The sequence below is a fragment of the Nocardia brasiliensis NBRC 14402 genome (genome assembly GCF_000308475.2).
GTDB classification, from domain to species: Bacteria; Actinomycetota; Actinomycetes; order Mycobacteriales; family Mycobacteriaceae; genus Nocardia; species Nocardia brasiliensis.
Map to the genome: position 1 here is coordinate 288,316 of NZ_BAFT02000038.1, position 24,973 is coordinate 313,288.

The following is a 24,973-nucleotide window of genomic DNA, read 5'->3' on the forward strand; positions in this document are numbered from 1 at the left end:
GAGCGATGATGGTGGGTGTGAGTGATGACCGGCCGCCCGAGGAGAACCCCGCACCGACCGCTGAGGGAGCGGCGGCTGCCACGCCATCCGCACCGTCCACGACACCCCCTGGCCCGGGCGGAACACCACCGGACACACCGGCGCGCCCACCGCAGCGGTTACGCACTCTGCTGATCATCGCCGCGGTACTGCTCGCCCTGGATCTGCTCACCAAGAGCATCGTGGTGGCGAACCTGAAGCCGGGCGAGCCGGTCTCGATCATCGGCGATTTCGCCAGGTTCAGCCTGGTCCGCAATCCCGGCGCGGCGTTCTCCATGGCGACGGGCATGACCTGGCTGCTCACCCTGGTCGCGACGGCCGTGGTGATCGGCGTGATCCGGATCGGGCGCACACTGCGCTCGCTGTGGTGGGCCATCGGTCTCGGCATGGTGCTGGGCGGCGCGCTCGGCAACCTGGTGGACCGGTTGTTCCGGGCGCCGGGACCGTTGCAGGGACACGTGGTCGACTTCATCGCGATCGGCTGGTGGCCGGTGTTCAACGTGGCGGACTCCTCGATCGTGTGCGGCGCGATCCTGCTGGTGGTGCTGACCGTGTTCGGATTCGAGCCGAACGGCACCCGGACCGGACGCGACACCACCGAGGACAGTGCCGTCGAGCCCGCGGCACCGAGCAAGACCGGCACCGAAGGGAACACGGCATGAGGGAAACACGCACCATGCCCGTGCCCGACGGGCTCGACGGGATGCGGGTCGACGCGGGACTGTCCCGGCTGCTCGGCCTGTCCCGCACCGCGGTCGCCGCGCTCGCCGAAGAAGGCAGCGTGCAGCTCGACGGGATCGCGGCCGGCAAGTCCGATCGGCTCGCCGCGGGCGCCTGGCTCGAGGTGGTGTTCCCGGAACCCAAGCGGGAACTGAAGATCGAGGCCGCGCCGGTCGAAGGCATGCGCATCCTCTACGCGGACGACGACATCGTCGCGGTGGACAAGCCGGTCGGCGTCGCGGCGCACACCGGCGTCGGCTGGACCGGGCCGACCGTGATCGGCGGCCTCGCCGCGGCGGGCTATCGCATCTCCACCTCCGGCGCGCACGAACGGCAGGGCATCGTGCACCGGCTCGACGTCGGCACCTCCGGGGTGATGGTGGTCGCGCAGTCCGAGCACGCGTACACGGTGCTCAAGCGGGCGTTCAAGCAGCGCACCATCGAGAAGCGGTATCACGCACTGGTGCAGGGACATCCGGACCCGAGCAGCGGCACCATCGACGCGCCGATCGGCCGCGCCCGGGGCAACGACTGGAAGTTCGCGGTCACCGCCGACGGCCGCCCCAGCATCACGCACTACGACACCATCGAGGCCTTCCAGGCCGCCAGCCTGCTCGACATCCATCTGGAAACCGGTCGCACCCACCAGATCCGGGTGCATTTCTCGGCGATCCGGCACCCCTGCTGCGGTGACCTCACCTACGGGGCGGACCCGCGCCTGGCCGAACGGCTCGGCCTGGAACGGCAATGGCTGCATGCCCGTTCGCTCGGCTTCCACCATCCGGCCGACGGCCGCTGGCTGGAGATCACCAGCGAATACCCCGACGATCTGAAGAACGCCGTGGACGTCCTGCGCAATGCGTGACCGGCGGTCGCCGGACTCACAGCCGTCGGACTCCAGTGGGGCGCAAGCCGATTCCGCTCCGGCGGCGCGAACCGGTACGCGGCGCGGCTCGCTGCGCCGGGGCCTGCTCTTCGGTGCCGTGGTCGTTGTCGTCGTCGGTCTCGTCGTGCTGCTGGGTGTGCTGAACCCGCCACGCGAGGCGGGCGTCTTCACCGATCGGCTCGGACCAGAGCGTGGCGAACAGGTCGCCGATTACCTTGCCCGGGCGCGGGATTCACTGCACGGCACGGACGACGGCGAGCACTGGGCCCTGGTGTCGTTCACCGAAGCCATTGCCCCCGAGCAGATCCCGCCGCACAGCGGCGGCCTCCGCATCGCCCAGGTGCTGTACCAGGTGCAGATACCACGCGTGCAGACCCCGCTCGTGGCCGTCCCGGTGCCCGCGGGCGACGCGGCGGCGGTCACTTCCGCCGAGGCCGCGGCCTGGCTGCTCCCGCGCCCCGGACCCGATGAACGATCCACTCGGATCATCGCCCTCTCGGCCGCCCGCCTCCGCGCCGGCTGCCCCTGCACCGTCGGCCTGATACTCCGCGGCCCCCTCGACCGCCTTCGAAACCTGGCCGTCCAGAACGGCATCCGCGCCGTGCAAGCCCTCCCCGCCGACGCCGTGGCCGGCCGCTTCGCCGTCGTCCCCCTGCTCCCCGACCAACTCGACACCGCCCTCCCCGGCCCCGACGACGGCCCGGTGCCGGACCGCTAGTCGCACTGCCTTTCAGTGCCGAGAGAGCCAGTCGGCGATATCCGCGATGACGGTGGGGTCGACATGCTGGGGCGGTTCGTAGTCGGCGGGCGTGGAAGGTCCCACGCCGGGGAAGAACATGTGGTTGTCGGCAGGGTAGGTACGAATCGTGACGTCGGTGCGCGCACCGAGACCCGCGCGCCAGCGGGCCAGATCGTCGTCGATCGTGACCTGATAGTCGCGTTCGCCCTGCAGGAGGAGCATCGGCAGGGACAGCGCGGCCGCCGCGCCGACCTGGTCGTACTCGCGCATGTCCAGCCAGTAGGCCCCGCCCATACCGAACGGCAGCGTCGCGGCAGGTGTCGCCGGGGACAGGTCGGGTCCGTCCACCACTGCGGCAGCGCGCGTGAAGGTTTCGACCAGCGCCTCGGCCGCCGCACTCGGCGCGGCAGCGGCCAGATGCCGAACCACCCGCACCGAAGCACGATGCATCGGTTCGGCATCGGCCGCGAGTAGCACCAGGCCCGCGACGGCGGGCGCGGCGGCCGCGACGCGCGGTGCGAGCTTGCCGCCCATGCTGTGCCCGACCACGAAAACCCGCGAGGGGTCGACCTTCGCCGTCGCACGCAACAGATCCATCGCGGCCACGGCGTGTGGCACGTACTCGTCGGCCGCGGTGAAACCGGGGTCCGAGGTCACCTCCGGGTGGGTGTGGGTGACCTTGTCGAACCGCGCCACCGCGACGCCGCGGCTCGCCAACCCCCAGGCGAGATCCTTGAGCGGCTTGTTCGGCCCGAATGTGCAGTCACGATCGAACGGACCACCACCGCCGAGCAGCACGACCCCGGCGCACGGTCCTGGACCCGAGGGCACGGTCATCGTGCCGGGCACCGCGTACTCACCCCCGCCGACCGTGATGTCGTGCTCATCGAACCGGCCGGGGTCGGCGTATTCGGGTGCGGACCAGACGACTTCTTCTTCCGTTCTCATGTTTGAGAACGTTATCAGATATGAGAACATCGAGTCCATGGATTCCGCCGAACTGCTGGCTCACCCCGTCCGTCTGCGTATCGTGCACGCCCTGCGCGGCGAGCGGGTGCTGACGACCGCACAGTTGTGCGAGCGGCTGCCCGATGTCTCCAAGGCGACGGTGTACCGGCACGTCGATCTACTCGCCGGTGGCGGAATCCTGGAAGTCGCCGAGACGCAACGGATTCGGGGCGTGCTCGAGCGGCACTACCGGCTGCGCGGCGATCGCGCGGTGATCGACGAAGACGCCGCCGCGGCCCTGTCCACCGCGGACCACCGCCGTGTCTTCGCGATCGCCATGACCACCCTGCTCGCCGAGTTCAACGCCTATCTCGACCGCGACGACGCCGATCCCGCCGGCGACCTCGTGGGCTACCGCCAGCACGCGATCTGGTTGAGCGACAACGAAGTCCGAGACCTCATCGGTGCGCTGCGCACCGCCATCGTGCCGGTCCTGGGCAACGAGCCCTCCCCGCAGCGTGCGCGATATCTCTTGAGCCCCATCCTCTTCCCCGTCGAGGAGCCGCCGCGGGAGTGACTCGATCGGCGCGTGCCGCCGACACTCGGGCAGGCCTCTGCCGGGATGAGTCAACCCCGTGTCATCCCGGCAGAGGCCTGATTTCACCGCGGTGCGGCCATGGGGCACCGCGGTGGCTCGGTGCGACTCCGGCGCGGGCCGGAGTCGCGCGGATTCGGTCAGTCCGGTAGGCGCACAACGCCGTCCAGGTAACGGCGGCAGCGGCCGGTCAGCAGCACGCGGTCGCCGACGAGCTCGCAGCGCAGGCTGCCGCCGCGCCGGGACAGCTGGCGGGCGGTGAGCTCGGTGCGGCCGAGTTCGGTCGCCCACAGCGGAACCAGTTGCGCGTGCGCCGATCCGGTGACCGGGTCCTCGGACACGCCGACACCGGGTGCGAAGAAACGCGAGACGAAGTCGGTGTCCGCGCCGCGCGCGGTGACGATCGCGCCGCGCGCCAACGGCGGGAACGCGGTGAAAATCGGTTCGGCGTCGCGGACTTCCTGTTCGGTGGCCACCACGATCACCTCGTCCGCGCCGGTGAACGCGCGCACCGGGCGCACGCCGAGCGCGGCGACGAGCACGACGTCGGGTTGCACCTCGGCCGCGGGCACGGCGGGCAGATCGAGCACGAATTCGTCGTCGTCGGTGCGGTCTACATGCAGCCAGCCGCTGCGGGTGAAGAAGCTCACCCGATCGGCGCCCGGATGCATATCCTCCAAAATCTGTGCGGCACTGGCCACCGTGGCGTGCCCGCACATGTCCACCTCCACCGCCGGGGTGAACCAGCGCAGGTGGAACGCGGGCCACTCCCCCGGCGGGCCGCCCGCGTCGGGCGGTAATTCCGCGGTGTAGAAGGCGGTTTCGGCGAGGTTGTTCTCCTCGGCCAGGTGTTGCAGCAACGTGTCCGGGAGCCATGACGGGAGCGGCATCACCGCGGCTGGGTTGCCCGAGAACGGTGCGTCCGCGAACGCGTCGATCTGGTGCAGCAGTACCTCCATAATGGGAGAAGGTACTCCAACACTGAATACGCGCCTCGCACAAGGCTTCTCGCGGCGCGCCGGGTCAGATGTCCAGTTTGTCAGGCTCCTGCACTATTTGCGGTCGGAAACAGTTCCCGTTTGTCGCCGAGCAGCGCCGCGCTCACCCACCAGGCCACCTCGACGAGCACGATTCCGACGGCGCCGCAAATGAATGCGGCCGTGGTGAGCGCGACGTTCGACGGGTCGAGCTTGAAGAAGTCCCGGGTGAACGGCACCGTGAACAAGAACACATACGCCGCGATCGAGGCGCCGATCAGCACCACCTTCCACCACACGTACGGCCGGGCCACAATGGCCAGCACCCACACCGCGATCATGATCAGCGTGATCAACGCGGTGGTACCCGCCTGCTCCTTCTGCTGCTCGGTGGCCTCCGGGCCCGCATAGGCGATCAGGTAGGCCACGAAGGTGGCCACACCGATCACCACGCCCGACGGGATGGCCAATCGCATGACGCGCCGGACGAATCCGCTGCGGGCGCGCTCGTTGTTCGGTGCCAGCGAGAGGATGAAGGCCGGGATGCCGATGGTGAACCAGGCCGCGATGGTGACGTGGCGTGGCAGGAACGGATAGCCGATCGGGTCGTAACCGAAGATCTGCGAACCGACGCCCGCGAGGCCGATCAGGAACGCGAGCAGCACCGAGTAGACGGTCTTGGTGAGGAACAGGTTCGAGACCCGCTCGATATTGCCGATCACCCGGCGGCCCTCGCCCACCACGTACGGCAGGGTGGCGAACTTGTTGTCCAGCAAGACGATCTGCGCCACCGCACGGGTGGCCGGGCTGCCCGCGCCCATCGCCACGCCGATATCGGAATCCTTCAGCGCGAGCACATCGTTCACGCCGTCGCCGGTCATCGCGACGGTGTGCCCGCGCGACTGCAACGCAGCCACCATGGCGCGCTTCTGGTCCGGGCGGACCCGGCCGAAGGTGGTCTTGTCCTCCAGCACGTCGGCGAGTTGGTCACGGTCGTCGGGCAATTCGCGCGCGTCCACGGCGTGATCGCCGCCGGGCAGATCGAGCGAGGAGGCGACCGCGCCGACCGAGACGGCGTTGTCGCCGGAGATCACCTTGATCGACACGTTCTGGTCGGCGAAGTATTCGAGCGTTTCCTTGGCGTCGGGCCGGACCCGCTGCTCCAGCACGACCAGCGCCGCGGGCCGCACGGTGCCCGGCGCGTCCGGGGCGTCCACCGGACGGTCGCTGCGCGCGAGCAGCAGGATGCGCAACCCCGAAGACCCGAGTTCCTCTGCCACCCTGGCGTCTTCGGAGGCCGGGTCGAGCAGTACGTCGGGCGCGCCGAGCAGCCAGTCGCCGTGTTCGCCGTAGGAGCAGCCGCTCCACTTCTTGGCCGAGGAGAACGGGGCGACGGCGGTGCGCTGCCAACCCGGCCCGTCCGGCAGCGCCTCCGCGATGGCCTGCACGCTCGCGTTCGGGCGCGGATCGTCGGCCGCCAGCGCGGCCAGCGCCTGCCGGACGTCGTTGTCCGCGAACGAGTCCAGCGTCTTGATCTCCGACAGGCGCATGCCGTTCTCGGTCAGTGTGCCGGTCTTGTCCGCGCACACCACGTCCACCCGGGCCAGACCCTCGATCGCGGGCAGCTCCTGCACCAGGCATTTGCGCCGGCCCAGCCGCACCACGCCGACCGCGAACGCGACCGAGGTCATCAGCACCAGCCCCTCGGGCACCATCGGCACCAGCGCCGCGACCATGCCGGTCACCGCGGGCCGCCACGATTCCTTGCTGGAGACCAGCTGGTTGTAGATGCTGAGCGCGCCCGCCGGGATCAGCAGGTAGGTGATCACCTTGAGGATCGTGTCGATACCGCTGCGCAGCTCCGACTTCACCAGGGTGAACTTGCTGGCCTCGTCGGCCAGCTTCGCCGCGTACGCGTCCTTGCCGACCTTCGTCGCGCGGTAGCAGCCGGAGCCGGACACCACGTAGCTGCCGGACATCACCTGGTCGCCGATCTGCTTGTCGATCGGGTCCGCCTCGCCGGTGAGCAGCGATTCATCGACCTCCAGCAGCGAGGTCTCGGCCACCTCGCCGTCCACCACGATCTGGTCGCCGGGACCCAGCTCGATCAGATCGTCGAGCACCACCTCGCGCGGGGCCACCTCGACCGCCTTGCCGTCGCGGCGCACGGTCGGCTTGGCCTGGCTGACGATGGCCAACTGATCCAGGGTGCGCTTGGCGCGGACCTCCTGGATGATGCCGACCGCGCTGTTCGCGACGATCAACAGGCCGAACATGCCGTCGATGATCGAGCCGGTGGACAGCACCAGAATGAACAGCACGCCGAGGATGGCGTTGATCCGGGTGAAGACATTGGCCCGGATGATGTCGCGCACCGAACGACTGGCCCGATCGGGCACGTCGTTGGTGAGCCCGTCGCGGCGACGTTGCTCGACCTCCGCCGCGGTCAGTCCGGTGGCACGCGATGCCTGCACGGTAGTCGACATGACCGCAAGGCTACGTGAGAAGTAGCGTCGCAAGCGTGCAGCGGAACCGGTCTATCCCTGGTGTTGCGTTCGGTACGAGCGCCTTTTTCCTCTGGGGTCTGTTCCCCGCGTTCTTCGGGTTGCTGGCGTTCGCCGGTGCCGCGGAGGTGGTCGCGCAGCGCATTCTGTGGACGCTGGTGGTGGTGCTCGCGGTACTGGCGGCGACCGGGCGGCTCGGGCAGCTGCGCGGGATCGACGGGCGGACCTGGCGGCTGGCCGCCCTGGCCTCGGCGGCGATCGCGGTGAACTGGGGCGTGTACGTCTACGGGGTGATCTCCGGGCACGTCGTGGAGTGCGCGCTGGGCTACTTCATCAACCCTCTGGTCACCGTCGCGTTCGGCGTGGTGATCTTCCGCGAGCGGCTGGCGCCCGCACAGTGGGTCGCGCTCGGGCTCGGGGCCACAGCGGTGGCCGTGCTGACCGTCGACTACGGCAGGCCGCCGGTGATCGCGCTCATCCTGGCCTGTTCGTTCGCGACGTACGGTCTGGTCAAGAAGGTGATCCCGTTGGACGCGCTACGCGGGATCGCCGCCGAGGGGGTGGTGGCCGCGCCGTTCGCGCTGGCCTTCGTGATCGTGCTCGCGATGCTCGGCCGCAGCGAATTCGCCTCCGGCCCCGGGCATACCGCACTGATGCTGGCCACCGGACCGGTCACCCTGGTGCCGCTACTGCTGTTTTCGGTTGCCGCGCAGCGAGTTCCGCTGTCCACCATGGGCCTGCTCCAATACCTCACGCCCGCCCTGCAGATGGCCTGGGGCGTCGCCGTCGCGCACGAGCCGATGCCCGCCTCCCGCTGGGCCGGTTTCGCCCTCATCTGGACCGCCCTGGCCGTCTTCACCACCCACGCCCTGCTCCGCGCCCGCCGCACCCGGCACGCCGCCCGCCGAGACGACCCTGCCCCCAGCAGCAAGGCCGACTCCGAAGCCTGAGGCGTGAATCCACGTCCCGGTGGGTGACGAAGACGTCCTGACCGCCGGTTACCAGGCGGTGTTGATGTGGCCTGGGGTCCAGGTGCCCCAGCGGCGGGTCTCGTCGACCGTCACCTTCGCGGGCTGGGCGTTGGCGTCCAAGGGGAGGTACTGCTCGATCGAGCCCCAGTCACGATCCCAGTCGTTGTTCAGGTAGGTGGGCAGGGCGCGGGCGGAGAAGAGGAGCTGGGTCCAGCCGAGCGGACCGCCACCGTCGTGCGCCTGCCAGAGGTTGGTGATGGTGGCGCCGTTGCGGTCCGGCAGGATCCGATACACCGGGAGTTCGGCGACGCCCGCATAGGTGGGCGCCAGGTTCTGGCAGGGGAAGTTCATGCCGACCTCCCAGTCCAGCAGGACCGGCGTCTGCGAACCCACCACGGCCGTCATGGTTTTCAGCTGCGGCACCCGCGGCGGGGTCACCGCCAGCCACTGGTCCTTGCCGAGATCCTTGTCACTGGCGACGATCCGGACGACGTCGGCGTCCGCGGGCAGCCGGTCGAACGGGACCCGCACATTGCGCCACGACGGGGACGGCCCGATATCGATCGGATCGACACTGCCCAGGGTGACCGCCGTGCCGTCGGCCGCGGACCGCCCGTACTCGACGCGCAGCTCCTGACCGGGGTGCACGATGCCGTCGCTGTCCACGTGCCGGATCCGGCCCGCCACCGAGATCGCGATGATCGGACCGCGACTTCCGCTGCTGTCCTGCGGAAGTCGATACCAGCCGCTGGTCAGCTCGGCGGGCACCTGCGCGCCGTCGCGGTAGCTGCCCAGCACCGGAATGGCCGCCGGATCCAGACCGAACGGCAGCGGGACATTGCTGCCGTTGATCCCGGCGCCCGAGGTACCGGTCTCCGAGCCCGGCGATTTCGACCCCGCCTTCGGATCGGCGGTATCGCCGGAATCGGCGCTGGTGACGGAATTCGCTTTGCCCGTGGTGGATTCGACCTCGTCGGAGGTGAGGTCGGTCGCCACCCCGTTCGGGGTGAAACCGGTGGTCTGCGGGCTGGCCAGCGCCGTCGCGGCCGAACCGGTCAGCGGGCTGAGCACCGATGCGTTGGGATCGGTCTCGATCAGCACCTGATCGGCCAGGCCGCAGCCGCCGGAAACCGCCGAGGACAGGTTCGATTGCGCGAGCGAATACGACGGATATTGCGCAACAGCGGCTTTCGCGAACGACAGCACCTCGAACAGCACCATGGCCGCCGCGATCACGGCGAGCAGGGGCACGCGTGCGATCCGCCCGGGCAGCGAGCCCGGGCGCGGCGCGGTTTCCGGGCGAATGTGGAACCACGCCGCGAGCACCAGCGCGAGCACCGAAAGCCCCGCGGCAAAGCTCGACAGGCCGAAGCCCGCGAGAGTCGGCGGCTTGTCCCACCACGGGATGCCCCACGCCGAGACATACCAATAGCCGTTCGCACCGACGAAAGTCAGCGCCAGCGCGAAGAAGATCGCGGCGGCGAACAGCGCCCGGTTCCGTAGCGGACGCATGACCCGCGGGCTGATCGCGACCGCGGTGAGCGCCGCGACGCAGGCGGCCAGGCCGGCGAAGACGCCGAACTGGTGGGTCCACTTCGTCGGCGAGAACATCAGGAACACCATCGCCGCGAAGGTGATGCCGATGAGCCTGCGCGACGGACCGACCGCGGTGCCCGGGATGTGCCCGCCCCGGCGCAGCATCGTGACCACGCACGCGACCAGACCGAGCAGCAGCACGAACATGCCGAACCGCCGGGTCAGCCAGCCGTCGGCATTGATCTGCAGCAGGTACTGGTAGCGCAGGAACTCGAAGAACCAGGACTCGCCGGGGCCGATCCGGCCGTGCACGTAGAACATCTCGCGGGCACCGGCCAGTGTCCGGTCCGCGAAGACGACGGTCAGCACCACCACGCCGGCCGCCAGCCCGGGCAGCAGCAGCGCGAGATAACCGGACTTCTTCGCCCGCTGCACCAGCACCGCGGTCATCGTGCGCGCGCCGGCCGCGAGCGCGCCGAGGCAGATCAATCCGGACGGCGCGGCGGTCAGGGTGAACGCCGCGACGATGATCGCCAGGGCGTACGGCAGCAGCCTGCGGGTCGCGACGGCCCGCTCGACCGACGCCCAGGTGAGGATCACGCCAAGGGCCACAAAGGGTTCCGCGCGCAAGCCGTTGTTGTAGGGCATCCAGAACGCGAGGAACACCAGCGCGCTGGTCCAGACCACGATTCGGTTGTCGCGCAGCGCGACGCCCAGGCGCGGCAGGATCTCGCGGCTGATCACCCACCAGGCGAGGACACCGACGAGCAAGGTGGGCAACCGAACCCAGGGACTCACCGACGACACCCGGGCCAGCAGCGAGATCATGTCGGTGTAGGGCGTATAGAACGGCCCCTCGTCGACGCTGAACCAGCGGTAGTAGTTCGACATGAAGCCCGAACTCTGCGAGGCGCGGGCCATGCCGAGGATGTAGCCGTCGTCGGAAGTGTTGGCGCCGATGAAGTGCCACACCAGCAGCGTGGCGAACACCAGGTAGTCCGGCGGCCGCAGCCGCCACCACCGGGTGGGCAGGAAGCGTCGCGACGCGCGGCCGTCGTTGCTGTCCAAGCGGTACAGCGCGATCAGGGCAACCACCGTGGCCAACGCCGCCAGCCCGATCGCGATGCGCTTCACGACGGTCGGCGAGGACGAAAACCGGGAATCCACTTGGACATTCACGTGCAGGCCGGCCGGCGCCGCACCGGTCAGCTCGCTGAACACGCCCACCACCTGCGGGCGGATATCGCCGCCGAACTCCTTGCCCGCATCGGCGAGGCCCTGCACCGACACGGTGGTCCGCTGCGTGTTCATCTCGATCGCGAGCGCACAGGACCCGTTGCGGACCGCGCTCAGCGACGACGACCACAGCAGCATGTTGCGCGAGACCACGTCCACCCGGCCCGGCCGGTCCGCGGTGTCCGCGACGACCTTGACGACGAAGCCGTAGCGTTCCAGATCCGGGGACTGCCGCGGAATCGTCGACAGCACAACGCCGCCCGTGTCGGCGAGCGCGTCGAAGGCGGCGCACGGGATCTCGGCGGACAGGTCCATCGGCGCGTAGGTGATCAGCGGCGCGGTCACCGAGGTCACCGCCGCGGCCTGCGGCCACGACACACTCGCCTGATCCTGTTGCACCGGAAGAAAAGGCAGCGACACCGCGGCGAGCACCGCGATGAGACCGCTGACGATCGCGAGCAACCGCAGGCGCCGGGCGCCGTTCGTGCTGCGCGGTTCTTGCTGGTCTCCATGCTGTGCCGGGGGTCGAGGAGATTCGCGCACAGCGTCAGAGACAGTCACGACGGTGCATGCTAGCGCGAAAACATCGGACGACACAGAGTGCCAGGTACATGCGTCCGAATCGCGTGCGCGGCGGTTGGCATCCCACCGCGCCGCGGCCGGCCATGCGGAGCCGACCGCGACGGCCGCGGTACTAGCTGCAGGCCACGGACTGCTGACCGAGGTTGGTCAGCATGGCGCAGGCCCACGCCTTCTGGATTTTCCACTTGCCGTTCTCCGCGACAAATGGCACGTCGACAATATTCTCCTGGCCATTGAGGACGACCTTGGCCTTGGCGTTGACGCTGTCGCCGAAGGCTGTCACATCGGTTACCTCGACATTGACATTGGCGCCCTTGGCCGCCTCGGCGAGACGGTTCGGCAGTTCCGGGTCGGCCTCCGCGCCCTGCACGCCGTCCAGCTTCTCCGCGTTCGGCACCGACGGGTCGAGCGCCCGCTGCAACTGGGCGTTCAACTCGACTGGCGTCGGGACCGGCGGCAGGTTCGCGCTCGCCGTCGCCGACGCCTTGGCGCTGGTCGAGGTCTTGGCGGCCGGCTTGCTGTCCTTGTCGTCGCTGCACGCGGTCATGCCGAGCGCCGCGACGACAGCCAAACCGGCGATCGCGATGCGTCCAGTCTTACGAAGCTTCAACTGCTCGTCCTTTGCGTTCGAGTAGGTCCGTGTCATGTTCCACCGATGGCAGCCTCCACCCGAACCGGCGGCGCTGCACGAGCTCCCAGGCTACCGGCACCGCGGAGCACCGCGTGGATCCACACGGGACGGACTGATGTCGTCGGCAGCGAACGTACGCGTCACGCTCGGCGATGTCGAGCCGTTCACCGCCGATCTCACTGCAGACTGCGCAACGGATCGGCTCTGGTCAGATCCGCGTCATCCGCGGCGAAGGTGCGGGCCGGACCGGGACCGGTGGACCGGGTCTCGAACCGCACGGTCACCACGCCGTAGCCGCCGCCCTGCACCCAGCCGTGACCGTACTCGGGATGCTCGACGTCCATGCCGCGATGCCAGATCGGCACCGACAGCGTGGGCTCGGCGGTCGCGATATCGGGCAGCAGCTGCGCCGGGACGAGTCCGGTCGCCGCGGGCGCCGGGCCGTCCGCGGTCCAGCCCTCGTCCTCGGCGGCCGTGCTGTGCTCGGCGATGGGCGCCTGATCCAGTTCGGGGAACAACGATTCCTGCCGCACCGTGGACAGCCCGCCGTAGCCCACCCCGACCAGCCGGATCGGGCCGAGTTCGGCCGGATCGATCGCCGAGCGCTGTGCCGCGGTGGACAGCGTGGTGAGATCCTCGGTGGCATACGGCAGGGTGAACGAGCGGGTCACGATGCTCATATCGGACTTCTTCAGCTTGAGCACCACGGTGCGGGCCGCCCGCCCGTCCTTGCCCAGCCTGCGGTGCGCGGCCGCCGCCATCGCCTCGATCGCGGGGCGCAGCTGGGCGAGCGTGACGATATCGGTCTCGTAGGTGGTCTCGGCGCTGATCTGTTTGGCCTCGGCCCGCTCCGCGACCGGCCGGTCGTCGACCCCGCGGGCCAGCCGGTGCAGCGCCGCGCCGACGCTGCCGCCGAGGATCGACACCGCCTCCGATTCCGGCAGCGCGGCGAACGCGCCGACCGTCTCGATACCGAGCGAACGCAGCTTGTGCTCGGCGACCGGGCCGATCCCCCACAGTTTGCGGACCGGCAGCGCGGCCAGCATCTGCTGCTGCTCGTCCGGCGAAACCACCCGGATCCCATCGGGTTTGGCGAGGCCGGAGGCGATCTTGGCGAGCTGTTTGCCGGTGCCCGCGCCCACCGACGCGGTGAGCCCGGTGCGTTCGCGCACCGCCGCGCGCAACTGCTCGCAGAACTCGTGCACCTGCGCCACCGTGGCGCCGGTCAGTTCGGCGGGCTCCCCGAAGGCCTCGTCGAACGAGAGCGTCTCCAGCACCGGGATGCGACTGCGCAGGGTGTCGAACACCTGCCCGCTCAGCACGCCGTACACCGCGCCGCGCGGCGGCACCACCACCGCGGTGACGCCGACCAGCCTGCGCGCCTGATGCATCGGCATCGCGGAGCGCGCGCCGTAGACCCGTGCCTCGTAGCTGGCGCCCGCGACCACGCCGCGCCCGCCCGTGCCGCCGACGAGCACCGGCCTGCCGCGCAACGTGGGACGGGTCAGCTGCTCGACCGAGGCGAAGAACGCGTCCATATCGATGTGCAGCACCCACCGCCGAGCGGTACTGAGCGCGTCGGCGCGCTCGGGCGGATGCTGTGCGCTCACCGGGGTTTCGCCGAAGGTTTCCTCGCCTCGGGTATCCCGGCGGCCAGCACCGCCGCGCACATCGCCCTGGCGCGCAGGGCCAGCGGCTCGAGTTGCTCGGGAATCTGTGTGGCCGTCGCCTTGTCCGTACTCACGACTCGGAATCTACGCGCGCCCACCGACAACTCCGGGCAGGCGCCGACGCTGTGGGGTCACTGTGCGCTAGCCATTAGTTTCCTGTAGAGATCCGTGTGCGGACCCGGACCGCTCCCGGACGCGCGGCAACCGATTCTCGAGCCTGTGACCTGCACATATGCCGCCGAGTTCGGGGCACTACACGGTCTCGGTGAACATTCGGCGAAGCGCGGGGACCGCCGTTGCCACACCGCGTGATGTGTGATGATCGGACCCATGAAGATCCGCAAGGCCGTCATCCCGGCCGCCGGTATCGGTTCCCGGCTCCTCCCGCTGACCAAGGCCATCCCGAAGGAGATGCTGCCGGTCGGCGACAAGCCGGTCATCGAGCACACGGTCCGCGAGCTGGTCTCCTCCGGCATCACCGACATCACCATCGTGGTCAGCAGCGGAAAGTCGCTGATCCAGGACCACTTCCGGCCGAACCCGGCCCTGGTGGCGCAGCTACGCGCGGACGGCAAGACCGCCTACGCGGACGCGGTCGAAGAGGTCGGCGAGCTGTCCCGGCTCGGCCATATCACCTACCTGGATCAGCACGGTCCGTACGGCAACGGCACCCCGGTGCTCAACGCGGCCCGCAATCTCGGCGACGAGCCGATGCTGGTGCTGTGGCCGGACGACGTGTTCGTCGCCGATGTGCCGCGCGCCCAGCAGCTGATCAACGCCTACGAGCAGACCGGCGCGCCGGTGCTCGCCCTGATGCCGATGGACCCGACCGAATCGCAGCGCTACGGCGTCCCGGTGGTCGCCGACGACCAGGGTCACGGGTTGCTGCGCATCACCGGCCTGCGCGAGAAGCCCAAGCCCGAGGACGCGCCGTCCAACTACGCCGCGATCGGCGGCTACGTGGTGACCCCCGGCGTCATCGAGGAACTGCGCACCCAGACCCGCGCCTGGTACGAACACCGCACCGGCGAGGTCTATCTCACCGACGCGATCAACGTGCACGCCGCCGACAACCCCGTCTACGGCCAGGTCATCCGCGGCCGCTGGTACGACACCGGCAACCCGGCCGACTATCTCGTCGCCCAGTTCGCCTCCGCACTGGCCAACCCCCAGTACGGACCCCTACTGCGCACCCTCGCCGAGGACACCGCGAGCTAGTCCCCGCGGCCGTGCGCATCCGCGGTTCGCGGATGCGCACACCGGGCAGCGCCGAGCCGGGTCAGAAGCGGCGGATGGCGTAGATGTCGAATTGGCGCAGCGGGCTGAGGCCTACGGGCACGCCCCAGTCGTAGGCGTTGAAGATCTGGCCGAAGCCGGCGTAGATGCCGACGTGGGAGCCGTCGGTGTTGAGGACGACCACGTCGCCCGGCGAGAGGGCGAAGAACGGGACGGGTGCGCCGGCTCGGGCCTGCTCCCAGGTGGTCCGGGGGATGTTGACGCCGACCTGGCGGAACGCCCACTGCACGAGGCCGGAGCAGTCCCAGGTGAACGGGCCGGTGCCACCCCATTCGTAGGGCTTGCCGGTCTGCGAGACCGCGGCGGCCAGCGCACCTACCCCGTGCGAGCTGGGCAGCGGGATCGCCGCGGAGCCGGAAGCCGAGAGGGATTCGGCGCTACCGGTGGCGCTACCGGTGTCCGACCAGCCGGGGCCGGCCAGGATCAGGGTCGCGGCGGTCGCCAGGAGAAATCCGACAGCGATGCGGCGCAAGGGTTTTCTGTTCACGTGCTCGTCCCTTCCGGCGACCCGGCGGGCGGGCCACCATCCGGCGGTCCCGGTCGACGCCAGGTCGAGCAGCGCCATCCAGCAGGAGCCGCAGCCGCCGCACCGGACCCCGGCGCAGCGCGTTTCAGGTAGGACAATCCACGAACTCACTGCCGTCCCAGAAGTAGCTCTCCGCAACAGCAGCACCATCATCGATTCTGCCGCGAGGCCTGGACCTGCGATGACAGTTCAGCAAATCTACAGTATGTGATCTACATCACGCTGTAGCGACACGCCTTACCGGTCCTCCGACTCGGCCAGAGCCGCCCGCACCAACCCCGTCGCCGCCCAGCACATCGTCTCGGTGGCCGCTGCCGGATCCAGGCCACAGGTGTCGCGGGTGGAGACGAGCGCCTCGACACCGAACACCAGCGTCACCGCGTGCACCAGCCGCTCCATCCGCTCGGGCGAGAGCCGGTCCGACAGCGGGGCCAATGCCGTGCGCGCCATCTCCAGCCGGGTCACGCCGCGGACCGGAACCCGTTCCGCCTCAGGCACATCCACCTGGTTGAACCAGCGATCCAGGGTCGCGCGCAGCACCCCGCGCCACACCACCTCGTTCTCGAACTGGAACCCGCTGACCTCGCGCACCACCCGCTCGATGCGGGCCTCGGCGTCGTCGGGCAGCTCCTCGAAGAAGTCCGGGTAGCGCCCGAGGAAGCCGGCCTGCCGGGTGGCCATGTCCGACCACAGCGACTGCGGATTCGGGAAATACCGATACGCAGTCGCGGTCGATACCTTCGCCGCCTCGGCGACCTCGGCGATCGAGGGCGAGTGGCCGTTGCGCGCGAGTTCCAGCGCGGCCTCGAGCAGCGCCTCGCGGGTGCGCATCTTCTGATTCTTCGCGCGGTCGCTCTTGAGAATCTCATCTCGCCGTGAGAAAGTCATCTCACTACGATAGCAGATTCTCACTTTCTGGAGGGCACGGGCATGACACGTGAAGAGATGGATGAGCTGTTCGAGCGGCATTGCGCGGCCGAGGCCGCGAACGACGTCGACGCGATCATGGACACGCTCGCCGCGGACGTCGAGCACGACGCGGTCGGCGATCCGCAGGGCATCCTGCGCGAACCGGCGGCGATCGCCGAGCGCTACCGGGCGCTGTTCGCCGCGATCAAGGAAGACAAGATGGAAAGCGTCCACCGCTACTACGGCGAGGACTTCTTCGTCGACGAATCCCATTGGTACGGCAGGGCCACCGGTGAGTTCATGGGCATCCCCGGCGGCAACCGGGCCATCGATTTCCGGATCCTGCACGTCTGCGAGATCCGCGGCGACAAGATCAGCCGGGAGAACGTCTGGCTGGACATGGCCGCGATCATGCAGCAGCTGATGGCGCCCGCCTGATGGGCGCGTACAAGGCGGTCACGACCCACTACGAACGTCGCGACGAGCGCCACGACGAGCAGACCTACCCGGTCTCCCCGCTCGACAACCACGCCCCCGTGCCACTGCGCCGCCCGGGCCGCGGCGCGAAGGGCCGCGCCGGACAGCACCGGACGAGCTGACTGCACGGCAGGACAGGACGGTGCCGGTCCTGTCCTGCCGCGATGACCGGCTCAGGCCTTGGCGACCTGAGCGCGTACGCCGCCGACGAGGTCGGCGGCCGTGGCGCCCGCGTCACCGAAAGCCAGTGTGGTGGCAAGGATTTCACCGGCGATCAGGTCGCGATGGGTTTGCGCCCAGGCCTTGCGCTCGGCCGGGACCTCGAGCACCACCGTGATCCGGTCGTACACGTCCAGGCCGGCCGACTTCCTGGTCTCCTGCAGGTCGCGGATGAGGTCGCGGGCCCAGCCCTCGGCCTCCAGCTCCTCGGTGACCACCGAGTTCAGCACCACCAGGCCCGCGTTGCCGGGCAGCGCGGCGGTGGACTCGGGCTCGGCGGCGACCAGTCGTTGCGTGTATTCCTCCGGGAGCAGCGCGATTCCGGCGGCGGTGACGACACCGTCGGCGGACTCGGACCATTCGCCCGCCTTCACCGCCTTGATCACCGTCTGCACGTCCTTGCCCAGCCGCGGGCCCGCGGCCCGGGCGTTCACGACCAGTTCGAAGCGACCGTGCACAGCGACGTCGGTGGTCAGATCCACCTTCTTCACGTTGACCTCGTCGGCGATGATGTCCGCGTACGGCGTCAGCCGCTCGGCGTCGGCGGCCGCGATGGTCACCTCGGCCAGCGGCAGCCGCACCCGCAGGTTCTGCGCCTTGCGCAGACTCAGCACGGTGGAGCACACCACCCGCACCTCGTCCATCGCGGCGACCAGCTCGGGGTCGCTCGCCAGCTCGCCTTCCTTCGGCCAGTCCGCCAGGTGCACCGACTCGCCGCCGGTGAGCCCACGCCAGATCACCTCGCTGATCAGCGGCAGCAGCGGCGCGGCCAGCCGGGTGACCACCTCCAGCACCGTGTGCAGGGTGTCCACCGCATCCGCGTCCTCGCTCCAGAACCGCGAACGCGACCGGCGCACATACCAATTGGTGAGCGCGTCGGCAAAGCCGCGCAACTCCTCGCAGGCGCCCGCGATGTCGTAGGCCTCGAGCGCCTCGGTCATCACGTCGCGGGTCTGTGCCAGCTTCGCCAGGATGTAGCGATCCAGCACATGCGGGGAATCGGTGCGCCACATGCCCGGCTTCGAGGCGTAGAGCTGCAGGAAGGTCCACGCGTTCCACAGCGGCCGCAGCGCATGGCTGACGCCCTCGCGGATGCCGCGTTCGGTGACGATGAGGTTGCCGCCGCGCAGGATCGGCGAGCTCATCAGGAACCAGCGCATCGCGTCCGAGCCGTCGCGGTCGAACACCTCGTTGACGTTCGGGTAGTTGCCCTTCGACTTGCTCATCTTCAAGCCGTCGTCACCGAGCACGATGCCGTGCGCGGCAACGGTTTTGAAGGCGTGGCTGTCGAAGAGCGCGGTGGCGAGCACGTGCAGCGTGTAGAACCAGCCGCGGGTCTGCCCGTTGTACTCGACGATGAAGTCACCCGGGAAGTGGCTGTCGAACCACTCCTTGTTCTCGAACGGATAGTGCACCTGGGCGAACGGCATCGAGCCCGACTCGAACCAGCAGTCGAGTACCTCCGGCACCCGGCGCATGGTCGACTTACCGGTCGGGTCATCGGGATTCGGCCGGGTGAGCTCGTCGATCATCGGCCGGTGCAGGTCGGCCGGGCGCACGCCGAAGTCGCGCTCCAGCTCGTCCAGCGAGCCGTAGACGTCCATCCGCGGATAGGCCGGGTCGTCGGACATCCAGACCGGAATCGGGCTGCCCCAGTAGCGATTGCGGCTGATGTTCCAGTCCCGCGCGCCCTCGAGCCACTTACCGAACTGGCCGTCCCTGATGTGCTCGGGCACCCAGGTGATCTGCTTGTTCAGCTCGACCATCCGGTCACGGAACTTGGTGACCGCGACGAACCAGGACGGCACCGCCATGTAGATCAGCGGCTGCCCGGAGCGCCAGCTGTGCGGGTAGGAGTGCTCGATGGTCTCGTGCCGCAACAGCTTTCCGGCGGCCTTGAGGTCCTTGATGATCACCGGGTTGGCGTCGAACACCATCAGGCCCTCGTACGGCGGCACCATCGAGGTGAACTTGCCGCCCGGGTCGAGCGGTTGCACGATCTCGATGCCGTTGGCGGTGGCGACATCCATGTCCTCCTCACCGAAAGCCGGTGCGAGGTGCACGATTCCGGTGCCGGAGTCGGTGGTCACGTAGTCCGCGCTGAGCACCCGGTGCGCGTGCGGGTGGCCGAGGAAGAAGTCGAACGGCGGCGCGTAGGACAGGCCGACCAGCGCGGCGCCGTCGTACTCGCCGAGTACCTCGGGCGCATCGCCGAATTCGCGGCTGTAGTGCGACACGCGTTCGGCCGCCAGCAGATAGCGCTTGCCGTCGGCGGCGCGCAGGTGCACGTAGCGGACGTCGGGGTGCACCGCGATCGCGAGGTTCGACGGCAGCGTCCACGGCGTCGTGGTCCAGATCAACGCGTTCACGCCGTCGAGCGCGTGCAGCGGATGGTCGGCGGGCACGCGCAGCACCATGTCGACGGTGACCGCCGGATCCTGGCGCATCTTGTACGCGTCGTCGAGGCGGGTCTCCTGATTCGACAGCGGCGTCTGCTCGTACCAGCTGTAGGGCAGCACCCGGAAGCCCTGGTAGATCAGGCCCTTCTCGTGCAATGACCGGAACGCCCACATGACCGACTCCATGAAGTCGAGATCGAGGGTCTTGTAGTCGTTGTCGAAGTCGACCCAGCGCGCCTGGCGGGTGACGTAGTCGCGCCATTCACCGGTGTAGCGCAGCACCGACGATTTGCAGGCGGCGTTGAATTCGGCCAGACTCATTGCGTCGATCTGTGATTTGTCCGTGATACCGAGCTGCTTTTCCGCCTCGATTTCCGCGGGCAATCCGTGACAGTCCCAGCCGAAACGGCGATCGACGCGCTTGCCGCGCATCGTCTGGAAACGCGGGATCAAGTCTTTGACGTATCCGGTGAGCAAATGCCCGTAATGTGGCAGACCGTTGGCAAAGGGCGGGCCATCGTAGAAGACGAACTCCGCGGCCGGCGCGGAACCCGAAGTCGCTGCCCCGGAACGGTTTTCGATGCTCGCGCGGAAGGTGTCGGCGGCCGCCCATGCGTCTAGCACGCGGCGTTCCATCTCGGGGAACGAAGACCCGGCGACACCGAGGTCGACGCGGGGGTACGCACTGTTGCTGGAAGTTTGGTCCGCCATCGCGGATACGTCTCCTCGTGCCTTGTCGTTGGCACGGGGACGATGCCGACGCCAGGTGCGTCGATACCGCGGTACCACCCCGCTTGCCCGGCGGCGAACTGCCGGACCTCTCGTTGTGAGCTGTGACGGGCTCACCCGTTCGGTTCTACTGAGCGCGGCTGCCGCGGCGGCGTGCGCTGTTCTTCCGAAGGCTCCCCGGTGATGACCGGATCCACACCATATTCATGTTTGATTCTAGCCAGTACGGTCAAACCCTTGGACGGCGCTCCCTCACCGTTTGGCGTGGCGCCCGGGAGGCGGAGGCGAATCTCCGTCCGGCCGCCGCATAGACAGGGCACTGACCAGCAGCAGCACCGCGCCGAGTACACACACCAGGATGCAGCCCCACGCCCAGATCACCGATCCGGTGGTCAGCGCGGTGACCAGTAGTGCGAATCCGACAGCGGCAAGGACAAGCGTCAAGACGAGCATGGTGACCCCCAAGGCATGCCGGGTGGCGCGTGCTCAGTATGAGCGGCTTACTTGCCACCCTTGGCAAACGTGGCCGGCTGCAGGTTGTTGGCGGTGTTGGCGTCCGCGAACGCCTCACCACCGTCGACCGGCACCGCCGAACCGCGGTTCTCCAGCTCCTCGAGCTGCGATTCCAGGTAGGACTTCAGCCGCACCCGGTACTCCCGCTCGAAGGTCTTGAGCTGTTCGATCCGGCTCTCCAGCACGCTGCGCTGCTGGGTGATGGTCGCCATGATCTCGGTGTGCTTGCGCTCGGCGTCGGCCTGCAGGGCGTCGGCCTTCTCCTTGGCCTGGCGCAGCTGGTTGTCCGAGCGCGACTGCGCGTCCGACAGCATCGCGTCGGCCTTCTGGCGGGCATCGGCGATCATGCCCTCGGAGCGGGTGCGGGCGTCACCGACGAGACGCTCGGAGTTTGCCCGGGCGTTCGACAGGAGGTTCTCCGCCTCCACCTTGGCGTCACTGGTGAGCCGGTCGGCCATTTCCTGCGCGAGGCTGAGCACCTTGGCGGCCTGCAGGTTCGCGTCCGCACCGGGCGCGTCCTTCGGCGGGGCGGGCGCGGGCATCGGCGCGGGCGGCGCCACCTGCACCGGCGGTTTGATCGGCTCGGGCGGCGGCGGGGCCTGCTGCACAGGCGCTTTCACGTTGGCCGGAACCGCGGGGCCGCGATTCTTCTTGGCATCAGCCAGTTCTGCGTCGAGTTCGGCGACCCGCTGGCGCAGATCGGCGTTCTCCTCGATCAGACGCGAGAGTTCCTGCTCGACGAGATCCAGGAAGGCGTCGACCTCATCCTCGTTGTAGCCGCGCTTCCCGATCGGCGGTTTGCTGAACGCGACGTTGTGCACATCGGCTGGAGTCAGCGGCATGGAAGGATCCCTTCACGCGTCTTTTGGAGATCTAGCAGATCTAGCAAGCTACTTCACGGCCCATTCTGTCACACCGGGGCTACCGGTTGCCCGAGCCTGCCCACGATCGACATCAAGATGAAGACGATGAAAAGCAGGACCATAATCGACAGATCCAGGCGAATTCCTCCCAGTGACACCGGTGGTATCAACCGCCTCAGGAGTTTCACCGGAGGGTCGGTGATCGTGAAGATCACCTCGAGGATGATGACCACGACACCGGTCGGACGCCAGTCCCGAGCGAAGCTACGGATGAACTCCACGATCACCCGGCTGATCAGCAACAGCCAGAAGATGAACAGTACGAAGTACAGCACCGCGAACAAGGCCACGACTTCACTCTGCCGCAAAATCCGCTTTGCGCAAAATGACCGCGCCGCACCGCATGCGACCGGTCTGCATCACCCCCCAGATCACGACCTTATTTCTGGTTGTAGAAGCCGGTTTCGGCGATGCGACGGCGTTCTTCGGCTGATACGTCCACGTCCGCCGGTGAGAGGAGGAACACCTTGGTCGCGACCTTGTCGAATGAGCCACGCAGCGCGAACGCGAGTCCGGCGGCGAAGTCCACCAGTCGCTTGGCGTCGGCGTTGCTGAGGTCCACCAGGTCCATGATCACCGGGTTGCCCTCACGGAAGCGCTCACCGATGATGCGGGCCTCGCTGTAGTCGCGCGGGCGCAGCGTCGTGATCTTGGACAAGGGACCTCCGTCCTCGAAGATCCCCGGCCTGCGCGCGGGAGCCGGCTCGGGGCGCACGCGCTCCTCCAGCCGCCGCTCTTCGGCCTCGGGATCGACGGCGAGCGCACCACGGGTGGCACCGCGCAGCGACGGCGCGCTACCGCCCGCGCGGAACCGGCCGGACGACGGCGCGGTCTCGATCCGGGTGGGACGCCGCGGCGCCTCGTAACGGTCCTCGCCGTAGGGCTCGTCGGCGTAGTCGTCGCGCCGGGATACCGGGTATCCGGCCTTGTACGGCGACTTGTAGGCGGGCTCCGGATAGCCGGGCTCGTCCCGATCGAATCCGTCGGCACCGTAATGCTCTGCGCCGTAACGGTCTTCGGCATAGCGATCAGCGCCGTAGGCACCGCGGTCGGCGTAGTCACGGGGCCGGGGCCTGCGCGCACCGCGGTCGTCGGCGACCCGGGGAGCACGATCGTCGACATAGTCGTCTTCGTAATCCTCGAGTGGAACCATGCCGAAGTAAGCCTTGAACTTGTGCAGCGTGCTCATGACTGCGCCTCGCTGACGCTCGGCTCCGTCACGAGCACGCTCGTGGCTGCGGTCATCGAGCGCTCGCTGCGCTCCCGCAGGACGTCCCCGCGCAGGCGCGGCGGCGTCGTGACCACGATGGCTGCGTCGATTACTCGCTCGCTGCGCTCGCTCATTTTGGTCGACCTTCCTTCGGCCCCGGTGGCGGCCGGGTGTTGAAGTCTTGCTCAGCCCTCGTCGGTCCCAGCATATGTGTCGAATGTGACTGATGAGGTTTCTTTGCTACGCCGAGGTTATCGGTCGAGCGCCCATCAAGGCGGTACCGACACGCACAACCGTCGAGCCGTGTTCGATAGCGGATTCCAGATCGCCGGACATTCCGGCGGAAAGTTCTGTCGCGCCGGGATGCTCGGCGAGTAGCAGGGTGTGCAAAGTCGCAAGGCGTGCAAATGCCGCATCAGACTCCGCCCCCAATGGCGGAATGGCCATCAGACCGGACAGTCGTAATCCGGGAGAGGCCGCGATGTGCGCGGCCAGGCGGGTCAATTCCGCCGGCGCGACACCACCGCGCGACGGGTCTTCGTCCAGGCTCACCTGCAGTAGGACGCGTACCGGCGCGCTGCGCTCCCCCGCGTCCAGCGCGGCCCGCGCGCCGGTATCCAGAGCGGTTGCCAGGCGTTCGCTGTCCACCGAGTGCACGGTATGTGCCCAGCGCGCCACGACCCGCGCCTTGTTGCGTTGCAGGCGTCCTATCATGTGCCACTGCACATCCGAGAGGTCTTCGTCACCTATGTGCTCGCGGAGTGCCGAAACCTTGGCGGTGGCCTCCTGTTCGCGCGACTCGCCGAACTCGCGGCGGCCGAGCCGGTGCAGGATCGCGATATCGGCGACCGGAAAGAATTTCGTCACGGGGAGTAGACGCACCGAGTCCGGCGCGCGCCCCGTCGCGAGACAGGCGGCGTCGATGCGCTGCAGCAGCCCGGCCAGGTTCGTCGCCAGTTCCGCGGTGCGCTCGTCCACTTGCGCCGCAACGGATTCCGCGGACATCAGTGCACCTCCGACCAGATCACGCTGCCCAGCCGCCCGGTGGGGGCGCCGCGCCGGTGGCTGAACAGGGTGTGGTCCTCGATGGTGCAGCGCGGGTCGACCGCGACCGCGCCGACCCCGGCTTCGGTGAGCTGCCTGCGGATTCCGGCGCGCAGGTCGAGCGCCGGCGTGCCGCGCACCGTGGTGGTGGCGCTGCCGGGCAGATGCGCCTCGACATCGGCGCGCATCGCGGCGGGCACCTCGTACTGCCGCCCCGAGGCCGCCGGCCCCAGGAACGCGCCGATCCGCTCCACCTGCGCACCCAGTGACAGCATTGCGTCGAGCACCCTCGGCACGATGCCGATCCGCGCGCCGATCCGCCCCGCGTGCACGGCAGCGAGCACACCGGCCTCGTCGTCGGACAGCAGGATGGGCACGCAGTCGGCGGTGAGCACCACCAGGGCGAGCCCGGGCACGTTCGTCACGAGCGCGTCGGTCGCGGGCACCGGCTCGGCCCGTGGGCCATCGATGATTTCGACATTGCGGCTGTGGATCTGCTCCATCCAGACCAGCCGATCCGGCGTGAGCCCGATGCCCGCGGCGAGCCGATCCCGGTTCCGCCGCACCGTCGCCGGATCGTCCCCGACGTGATCGCCGAGATTGAACGACTCGTACGGCGGCGCGGAAAAGCCACCGGCCCGAGTCGTGGTCACCCGTCGAACAGTCAGTGTCGGCGCAGAAGTCATGCACTCGA

The 24,973-nt window shown here is 68.8% G+C and carries 25 protein-coding genes; 8 read left to right on the forward strand and 17 right to left on the reverse strand.

Annotation, left to right across the window (positions count from 1 at the left end; translation table 11 throughout):
- The first annotated feature begins 17 nt into the window (after positions 1 to 17).
- From lspA to TY25_RS12835, 3 genes are all read left to right on the forward strand, one after another.
- Positions 18 to 701, forward strand: coding sequence for a signal peptidase II (gene lspA, locus TY25_RS12825; RefSeq protein WP_081868848.1), 684 nt, complete (start codon positions 18 to 20; stop codon positions 699 to 701).
- Positions 698 to 1,624 (forward strand): RluA family pseudouridine synthase, encoded by a 927-nt coding sequence (locus tag TY25_RS12830; RefSeq protein ID WP_029903332.1) that lies wholly within the window; start codon positions 698 to 700, stop codon positions 1,622 to 1,624. Before lspA ends, TY25_RS12830 begins: the two co-directional genes overlap by 4 nt.
- Positions 1,625 to 1,715: 91 nt before the next feature.
- Positions 1,716 to 2,363 carry a hypothetical protein gene (locus TY25_RS12835; RefSeq protein ID WP_042256188.1) on the forward strand — a complete coding sequence of 216 codons (648 nt, stop codon included), beginning with the start codon at positions 1,716 to 1,718 and terminating at the stop codon, positions 2,361 to 2,363.
- A gap of 12 nt (positions 2,364 to 2,375) precedes the next feature.
- Here the strand turns inward: TY25_RS12835 and TY25_RS12840 are convergent, their stop codons facing one another.
- Positions 2,376 to 3,332 carry an alpha/beta hydrolase family protein gene (locus TY25_RS12840; RefSeq protein ID WP_052382946.1) on the reverse strand — a complete coding sequence of 319 codons (957 nt, stop codon included), beginning with the start codon at positions 3,330 to 3,332 and terminating at the stop codon, positions 2,376 to 2,378.
- A 37-nt stretch (positions 3,333 to 3,369) separates the two neighbouring features.
- Here TY25_RS12840 and TY25_RS12845 point away from each other — a divergent pair, with 37 nt between their 5' ends.
- Positions 3,370 to 3,909: a helix-turn-helix domain-containing protein gene (locus TY25_RS12845; RefSeq protein WP_042256121.1), complete on the forward strand. Its 540-nt coding sequence runs from the start codon at positions 3,370 to 3,372 to the stop codon at positions 3,907 to 3,909.
- A gap of 158 nt (positions 3,910 to 4,067) precedes the next feature.
- Here TY25_RS12845 and TY25_RS12850 read toward each other — a convergent pair whose 3' ends face one another.
- Together TY25_RS12850 and TY25_RS12855 are read right to left on the reverse strand one after the other, a co-directional pair.
- Positions 4,068 to 4,886 carry a PhzF family phenazine biosynthesis protein gene (locus tag TY25_RS12850; RefSeq protein WP_042256122.1) on the reverse strand — a complete coding sequence of 273 codons (819 nt, stop codon included), beginning with the start codon at positions 4,884 to 4,886 and terminating at the stop codon, positions 4,068 to 4,070.
- An 80-nt stretch (positions 4,887 to 4,966) separates the two neighbouring features.
- Positions 4,967 to 7,390 (reverse strand): HAD-IC family P-type ATPase, encoded by a 2,424-nt coding sequence (locus TY25_RS12855; protein ID WP_042256123.1) that lies wholly within the window; start codon positions 7,388 to 7,390, stop codon positions 4,967 to 4,969.
- A gap of 35 nt (positions 7,391 to 7,425) precedes the next feature.
- Here TY25_RS12855 and rarD point away from each other — a divergent pair, with 35 nt between their 5' ends.
- On the forward strand, positions 7,426 to 8,358 hold the full coding sequence (gene rarD, locus TY25_RS12860; RefSeq protein ID WP_042256124.1) for an EamA family transporter RarD: 933 nt from the start codon (positions 7,426 to 7,428) through the stop codon (positions 8,356 to 8,358).
- A 48-nt stretch (positions 8,359 to 8,406) separates the two neighbouring features.
- Here rarD and TY25_RS12865 read toward each other — a convergent pair whose 3' ends face one another.
- From TY25_RS12865 to TY25_RS42585, 4 genes are all read right to left on the reverse strand, one after another.
- Positions 8,407 to 11,712, reverse strand: a complete 3,306-nt coding sequence (locus TY25_RS12865) for an arabinosyltransferase domain-containing protein (RefSeq protein WP_226887436.1) — start codon at positions 11,710 to 11,712, stop codon at positions 8,407 to 8,409.
- A 133-nt stretch (positions 11,713 to 11,845) separates the two neighbouring features.
- Positions 11,846 to 12,343, reverse strand: coding sequence for a WKL family lipoprotein (locus TY25_RS12870; RefSeq protein WP_042256190.1), 498 nt, complete (start codon positions 12,341 to 12,343; stop codon positions 11,846 to 11,848).
- Between the two features lie 197 nt (positions 12,344 to 12,540).
- Positions 12,541 to 13,902 (reverse strand): DNA polymerase IV, encoded by a 1,362-nt coding sequence (locus tag TY25_RS12875; RefSeq protein WP_236639112.1) that lies wholly within the window; start codon positions 13,900 to 13,902, stop codon positions 12,541 to 12,543.
- Positions 13,903 to 13,970: 68 nt separating this feature from the next.
- On the reverse strand, positions 13,971 to 14,108 hold the full coding sequence (locus tag TY25_RS42585; protein ID WP_156055080.1) for a hypothetical protein: 138 nt from the start codon (positions 14,106 to 14,108) through the stop codon (positions 13,971 to 13,973).
- 256 nt (positions 14,109 to 14,364) lie between these two features.
- Between TY25_RS42585 and TY25_RS12880 the strand changes: the two genes are divergently transcribed.
- Positions 14,365 to 15,252, forward strand: a complete 888-nt coding sequence (locus tag TY25_RS12880) for a UTP--glucose-1-phosphate uridylyltransferase (protein ID WP_081593965.1) — start codon at positions 14,365 to 14,367, stop codon at positions 15,250 to 15,252.
- Between the two features lie 61 nt (positions 15,253 to 15,313).
- On the opposite strand, the gene TY25_RS12885 is transcribed toward TY25_RS12880, so the two are convergent.
- Positions 15,314 to 15,802 carry an NlpC/P60 family protein gene (locus tag TY25_RS12885; protein WP_042256192.1) on the reverse strand — a complete coding sequence of 163 codons (489 nt, stop codon included), beginning with the start codon at positions 15,800 to 15,802 and terminating at the stop codon, positions 15,314 to 15,316.
- 291 nt (positions 15,803 to 16,093) lie between these two features.
- Positions 16,094 to 16,744, reverse strand: coding sequence for a TetR/AcrR family transcriptional regulator (locus TY25_RS12890; RefSeq protein WP_042256127.1), 651 nt, complete (start codon positions 16,742 to 16,744; stop codon positions 16,094 to 16,096).
- A gap of 42 nt (positions 16,745 to 16,786) precedes the next feature.
- Between TY25_RS12890 and TY25_RS12895 the strand changes: the two genes are divergently transcribed.
- Both TY25_RS12895 and TY25_RS42590 read left to right on the forward strand, forming a co-directional pair.
- A complete protein-coding gene (locus TY25_RS12895) occupies positions 16,787 to 17,203 on the forward strand; it encodes an ester cyclase (RefSeq protein ID WP_042256128.1) in 417 nt (138 codons plus the stop codon).
- Positions 17,203 to 17,364, forward strand: a complete 162-nt coding sequence (locus TY25_RS42590; protein WP_156055083.1) for a hypothetical protein — start codon at positions 17,203 to 17,205, stop codon at positions 17,362 to 17,364. Before TY25_RS12895 ends, TY25_RS42590 begins: the two co-directional genes overlap by 1 nt.
- A 51-nt stretch (positions 17,365 to 17,415) precedes the next feature.
- On the opposite strand, the gene ileS is transcribed toward TY25_RS42590, so the two are convergent.
- The 8 genes from ileS to pgeF all read right to left on the reverse strand — a co-directional run bounded on the left by ileS (position 17,416) and on the right by pgeF (position 24,965).
- A complete protein-coding gene (gene ileS, locus TY25_RS12900; RefSeq protein WP_042256129.1) occupies positions 17,416 to 20,571 on the reverse strand; it encodes an isoleucine--tRNA ligase in 3,156 nt (1,051 codons plus the stop codon).
- A gap of 270 nt (positions 20,572 to 20,841) precedes the next feature.
- Positions 20,842 to 21,042 (reverse strand): hypothetical protein, encoded by a 201-nt coding sequence (locus tag TY25_RS12905; protein WP_014983170.1) that lies wholly within the window; start codon positions 21,040 to 21,042, stop codon positions 20,842 to 20,844.
- Between the two features lie 47 nt (positions 21,043 to 21,089).
- Entirely contained in the window at positions 21,090 to 21,944 is an 855-nt protein-coding gene (gene wag31, locus TY25_RS12910; RefSeq protein ID WP_014983169.1) for a DivIVA-like cell division protein Wag31, read from the reverse strand.
- 68 nt (positions 21,945 to 22,012) lie between these two features.
- Positions 22,013 to 22,315 (reverse strand): YggT family protein, encoded by a 303-nt coding sequence (locus TY25_RS12915; protein WP_014983168.1) that lies wholly within the window; start codon positions 22,313 to 22,315, stop codon positions 22,013 to 22,015.
- 89 nt (positions 22,316 to 22,404) lie between these two features.
- Complete coding sequence (locus TY25_RS12920; RefSeq protein WP_014983167.1) at positions 22,405 to 23,214, reverse strand: cell division protein SepF; 810 nt, start codon at positions 23,212 to 23,214, stop codon at positions 22,405 to 22,407.
- Positions 23,211 to 23,369: a hypothetical protein gene (locus tag TY25_RS42595; RefSeq protein ID WP_156055084.1), complete on the reverse strand. Its 159-nt coding sequence runs from the start codon at positions 23,367 to 23,369 to the stop codon at positions 23,211 to 23,213. The genes TY25_RS12920 and TY25_RS42595 overlap by 4 nt, the downstream gene beginning before the upstream one ends.
- A gap of 106 nt (positions 23,370 to 23,475) precedes the next feature.
- The gene (locus TY25_RS12925; protein WP_042256130.1) at positions 23,476 to 24,240 is read right to left on the reverse strand and encodes a YggS family pyridoxal phosphate-dependent enzyme; all 765 of its coding nucleotides are present in this window, start codon (positions 24,238 to 24,240) and stop codon (positions 23,476 to 23,478) included.
- Positions 24,240 to 24,965 (reverse strand): peptidoglycan editing factor PgeF, encoded by a 726-nt coding sequence (gene pgeF / locus TY25_RS12930; RefSeq protein WP_042256131.1) that lies wholly within the window; start codon positions 24,963 to 24,965, stop codon positions 24,240 to 24,242. The genes TY25_RS12925 and pgeF overlap by 1 nt, the downstream gene beginning before the upstream one ends.
- Positions 24,966 to 24,973 lie beyond the last annotated feature (8 nt).

Excerpts from the sequence above, each read along its gene's own strand:
- TY25_RS12895 (WP_042256128.1), top strand. The coding sequence starts at position 16,787 with ATGACACGTGAAGAGATGGATGAGCTGTTCGAGCGGCATTGCGCGGCC.
- TY25_RS42590 (WP_156055083.1), top strand. The coding sequence starts at position 17,203 with ATGGGCGCGTACAAGGCGGTCACGACCCACTACGAACGTCGCGACGAG.
- TY25_RS12925 (WP_042256130.1), bottom strand. The coding sequence starts at position 24,240 with ATGTCCGCGGAATCCGTTGCGGCGCAAGTGGACGAGCGCACCGCGGAA.
- TY25_RS42595 (WP_156055084.1), bottom strand. The coding sequence starts at position 23,369 with ATGAGCGAGCGCAGCGAGCGAGTAATCGACGCAGCCATCGTGGTCACG.
- TY25_RS12905 (WP_014983170.1), bottom strand. The coding sequence starts at position 21,042 with ATGCTCGTCTTGACGCTTGTCCTTGCCGCTGTCGGATTCGCACTACTG.
- TY25_RS12920 (WP_014983167.1), bottom strand. The coding sequence starts at position 23,214 with ATGAGCACGCTGCACAAGTTCAAGGCTTACTTCGGCATGGTTCCACTC.
- pgeF (WP_042256131.1), bottom strand. The coding sequence starts at position 24,965 with ATGACTTCTGCGCCGACACTGACTGTTCGACGGGTGACCACGACTCGG.
- TY25_RS12840 (WP_052382946.1), bottom strand. The coding sequence starts at position 3,332 with ATGAGAACGGAAGAAGAAGTCGTCTGGTCCGCACCCGAATACGCCGAC.
- TY25_RS12855 (WP_042256123.1), bottom strand. The coding sequence starts at position 7,390 with ATGTCGACTACCGTGCAGGCATCGCGTGCCACCGGACTGACCGCGGCG.
- wag31 (WP_014983169.1), bottom strand. The coding sequence starts at position 21,944 with ATGCCGCTGACTCCAGCCGATGTGCACAACGTCGCGTTCAGCAAACCG.
- ileS (WP_042256129.1), bottom strand. The coding sequence starts at position 20,571 with ATGGCGGACCAAACTTCCAGCAACAGTGCGTACCCCCGCGTCGACCTC.
- TY25_RS12845 (WP_042256121.1), top strand. The coding sequence starts at position 3,370 with ATGGATTCCGCCGAACTGCTGGCTCACCCCGTCCGTCTGCGTATCGTG.
- TY25_RS12880 (WP_081593965.1), top strand. The coding sequence starts at position 14,365 with ATGAAGATCCGCAAGGCCGTCATCCCGGCCGCCGGTATCGGTTCCCGG.
- TY25_RS12830 (WP_029903332.1), top strand. The coding sequence starts at position 698 with ATGAGGGAAACACGCACCATGCCCGTGCCCGACGGGCTCGACGGGATG.
- TY25_RS12890 (WP_042256127.1), bottom strand. The coding sequence starts at position 16,744 with ATGACTTTCTCACGGCGAGATGAGATTCTCAAGAGCGACCGCGCGAAG.
- TY25_RS12850 (WP_042256122.1), bottom strand. The coding sequence starts at position 4,886 with ATGGAGGTACTGCTGCACCAGATCGACGCGTTCGCGGACGCACCGTTC.
- TY25_RS12875 (WP_236639112.1), bottom strand. The coding sequence starts at position 13,902 with ATGGACGCGTTCTTCGCCTCGGTCGAGCAGCTGACCCGTCCCACGTTG.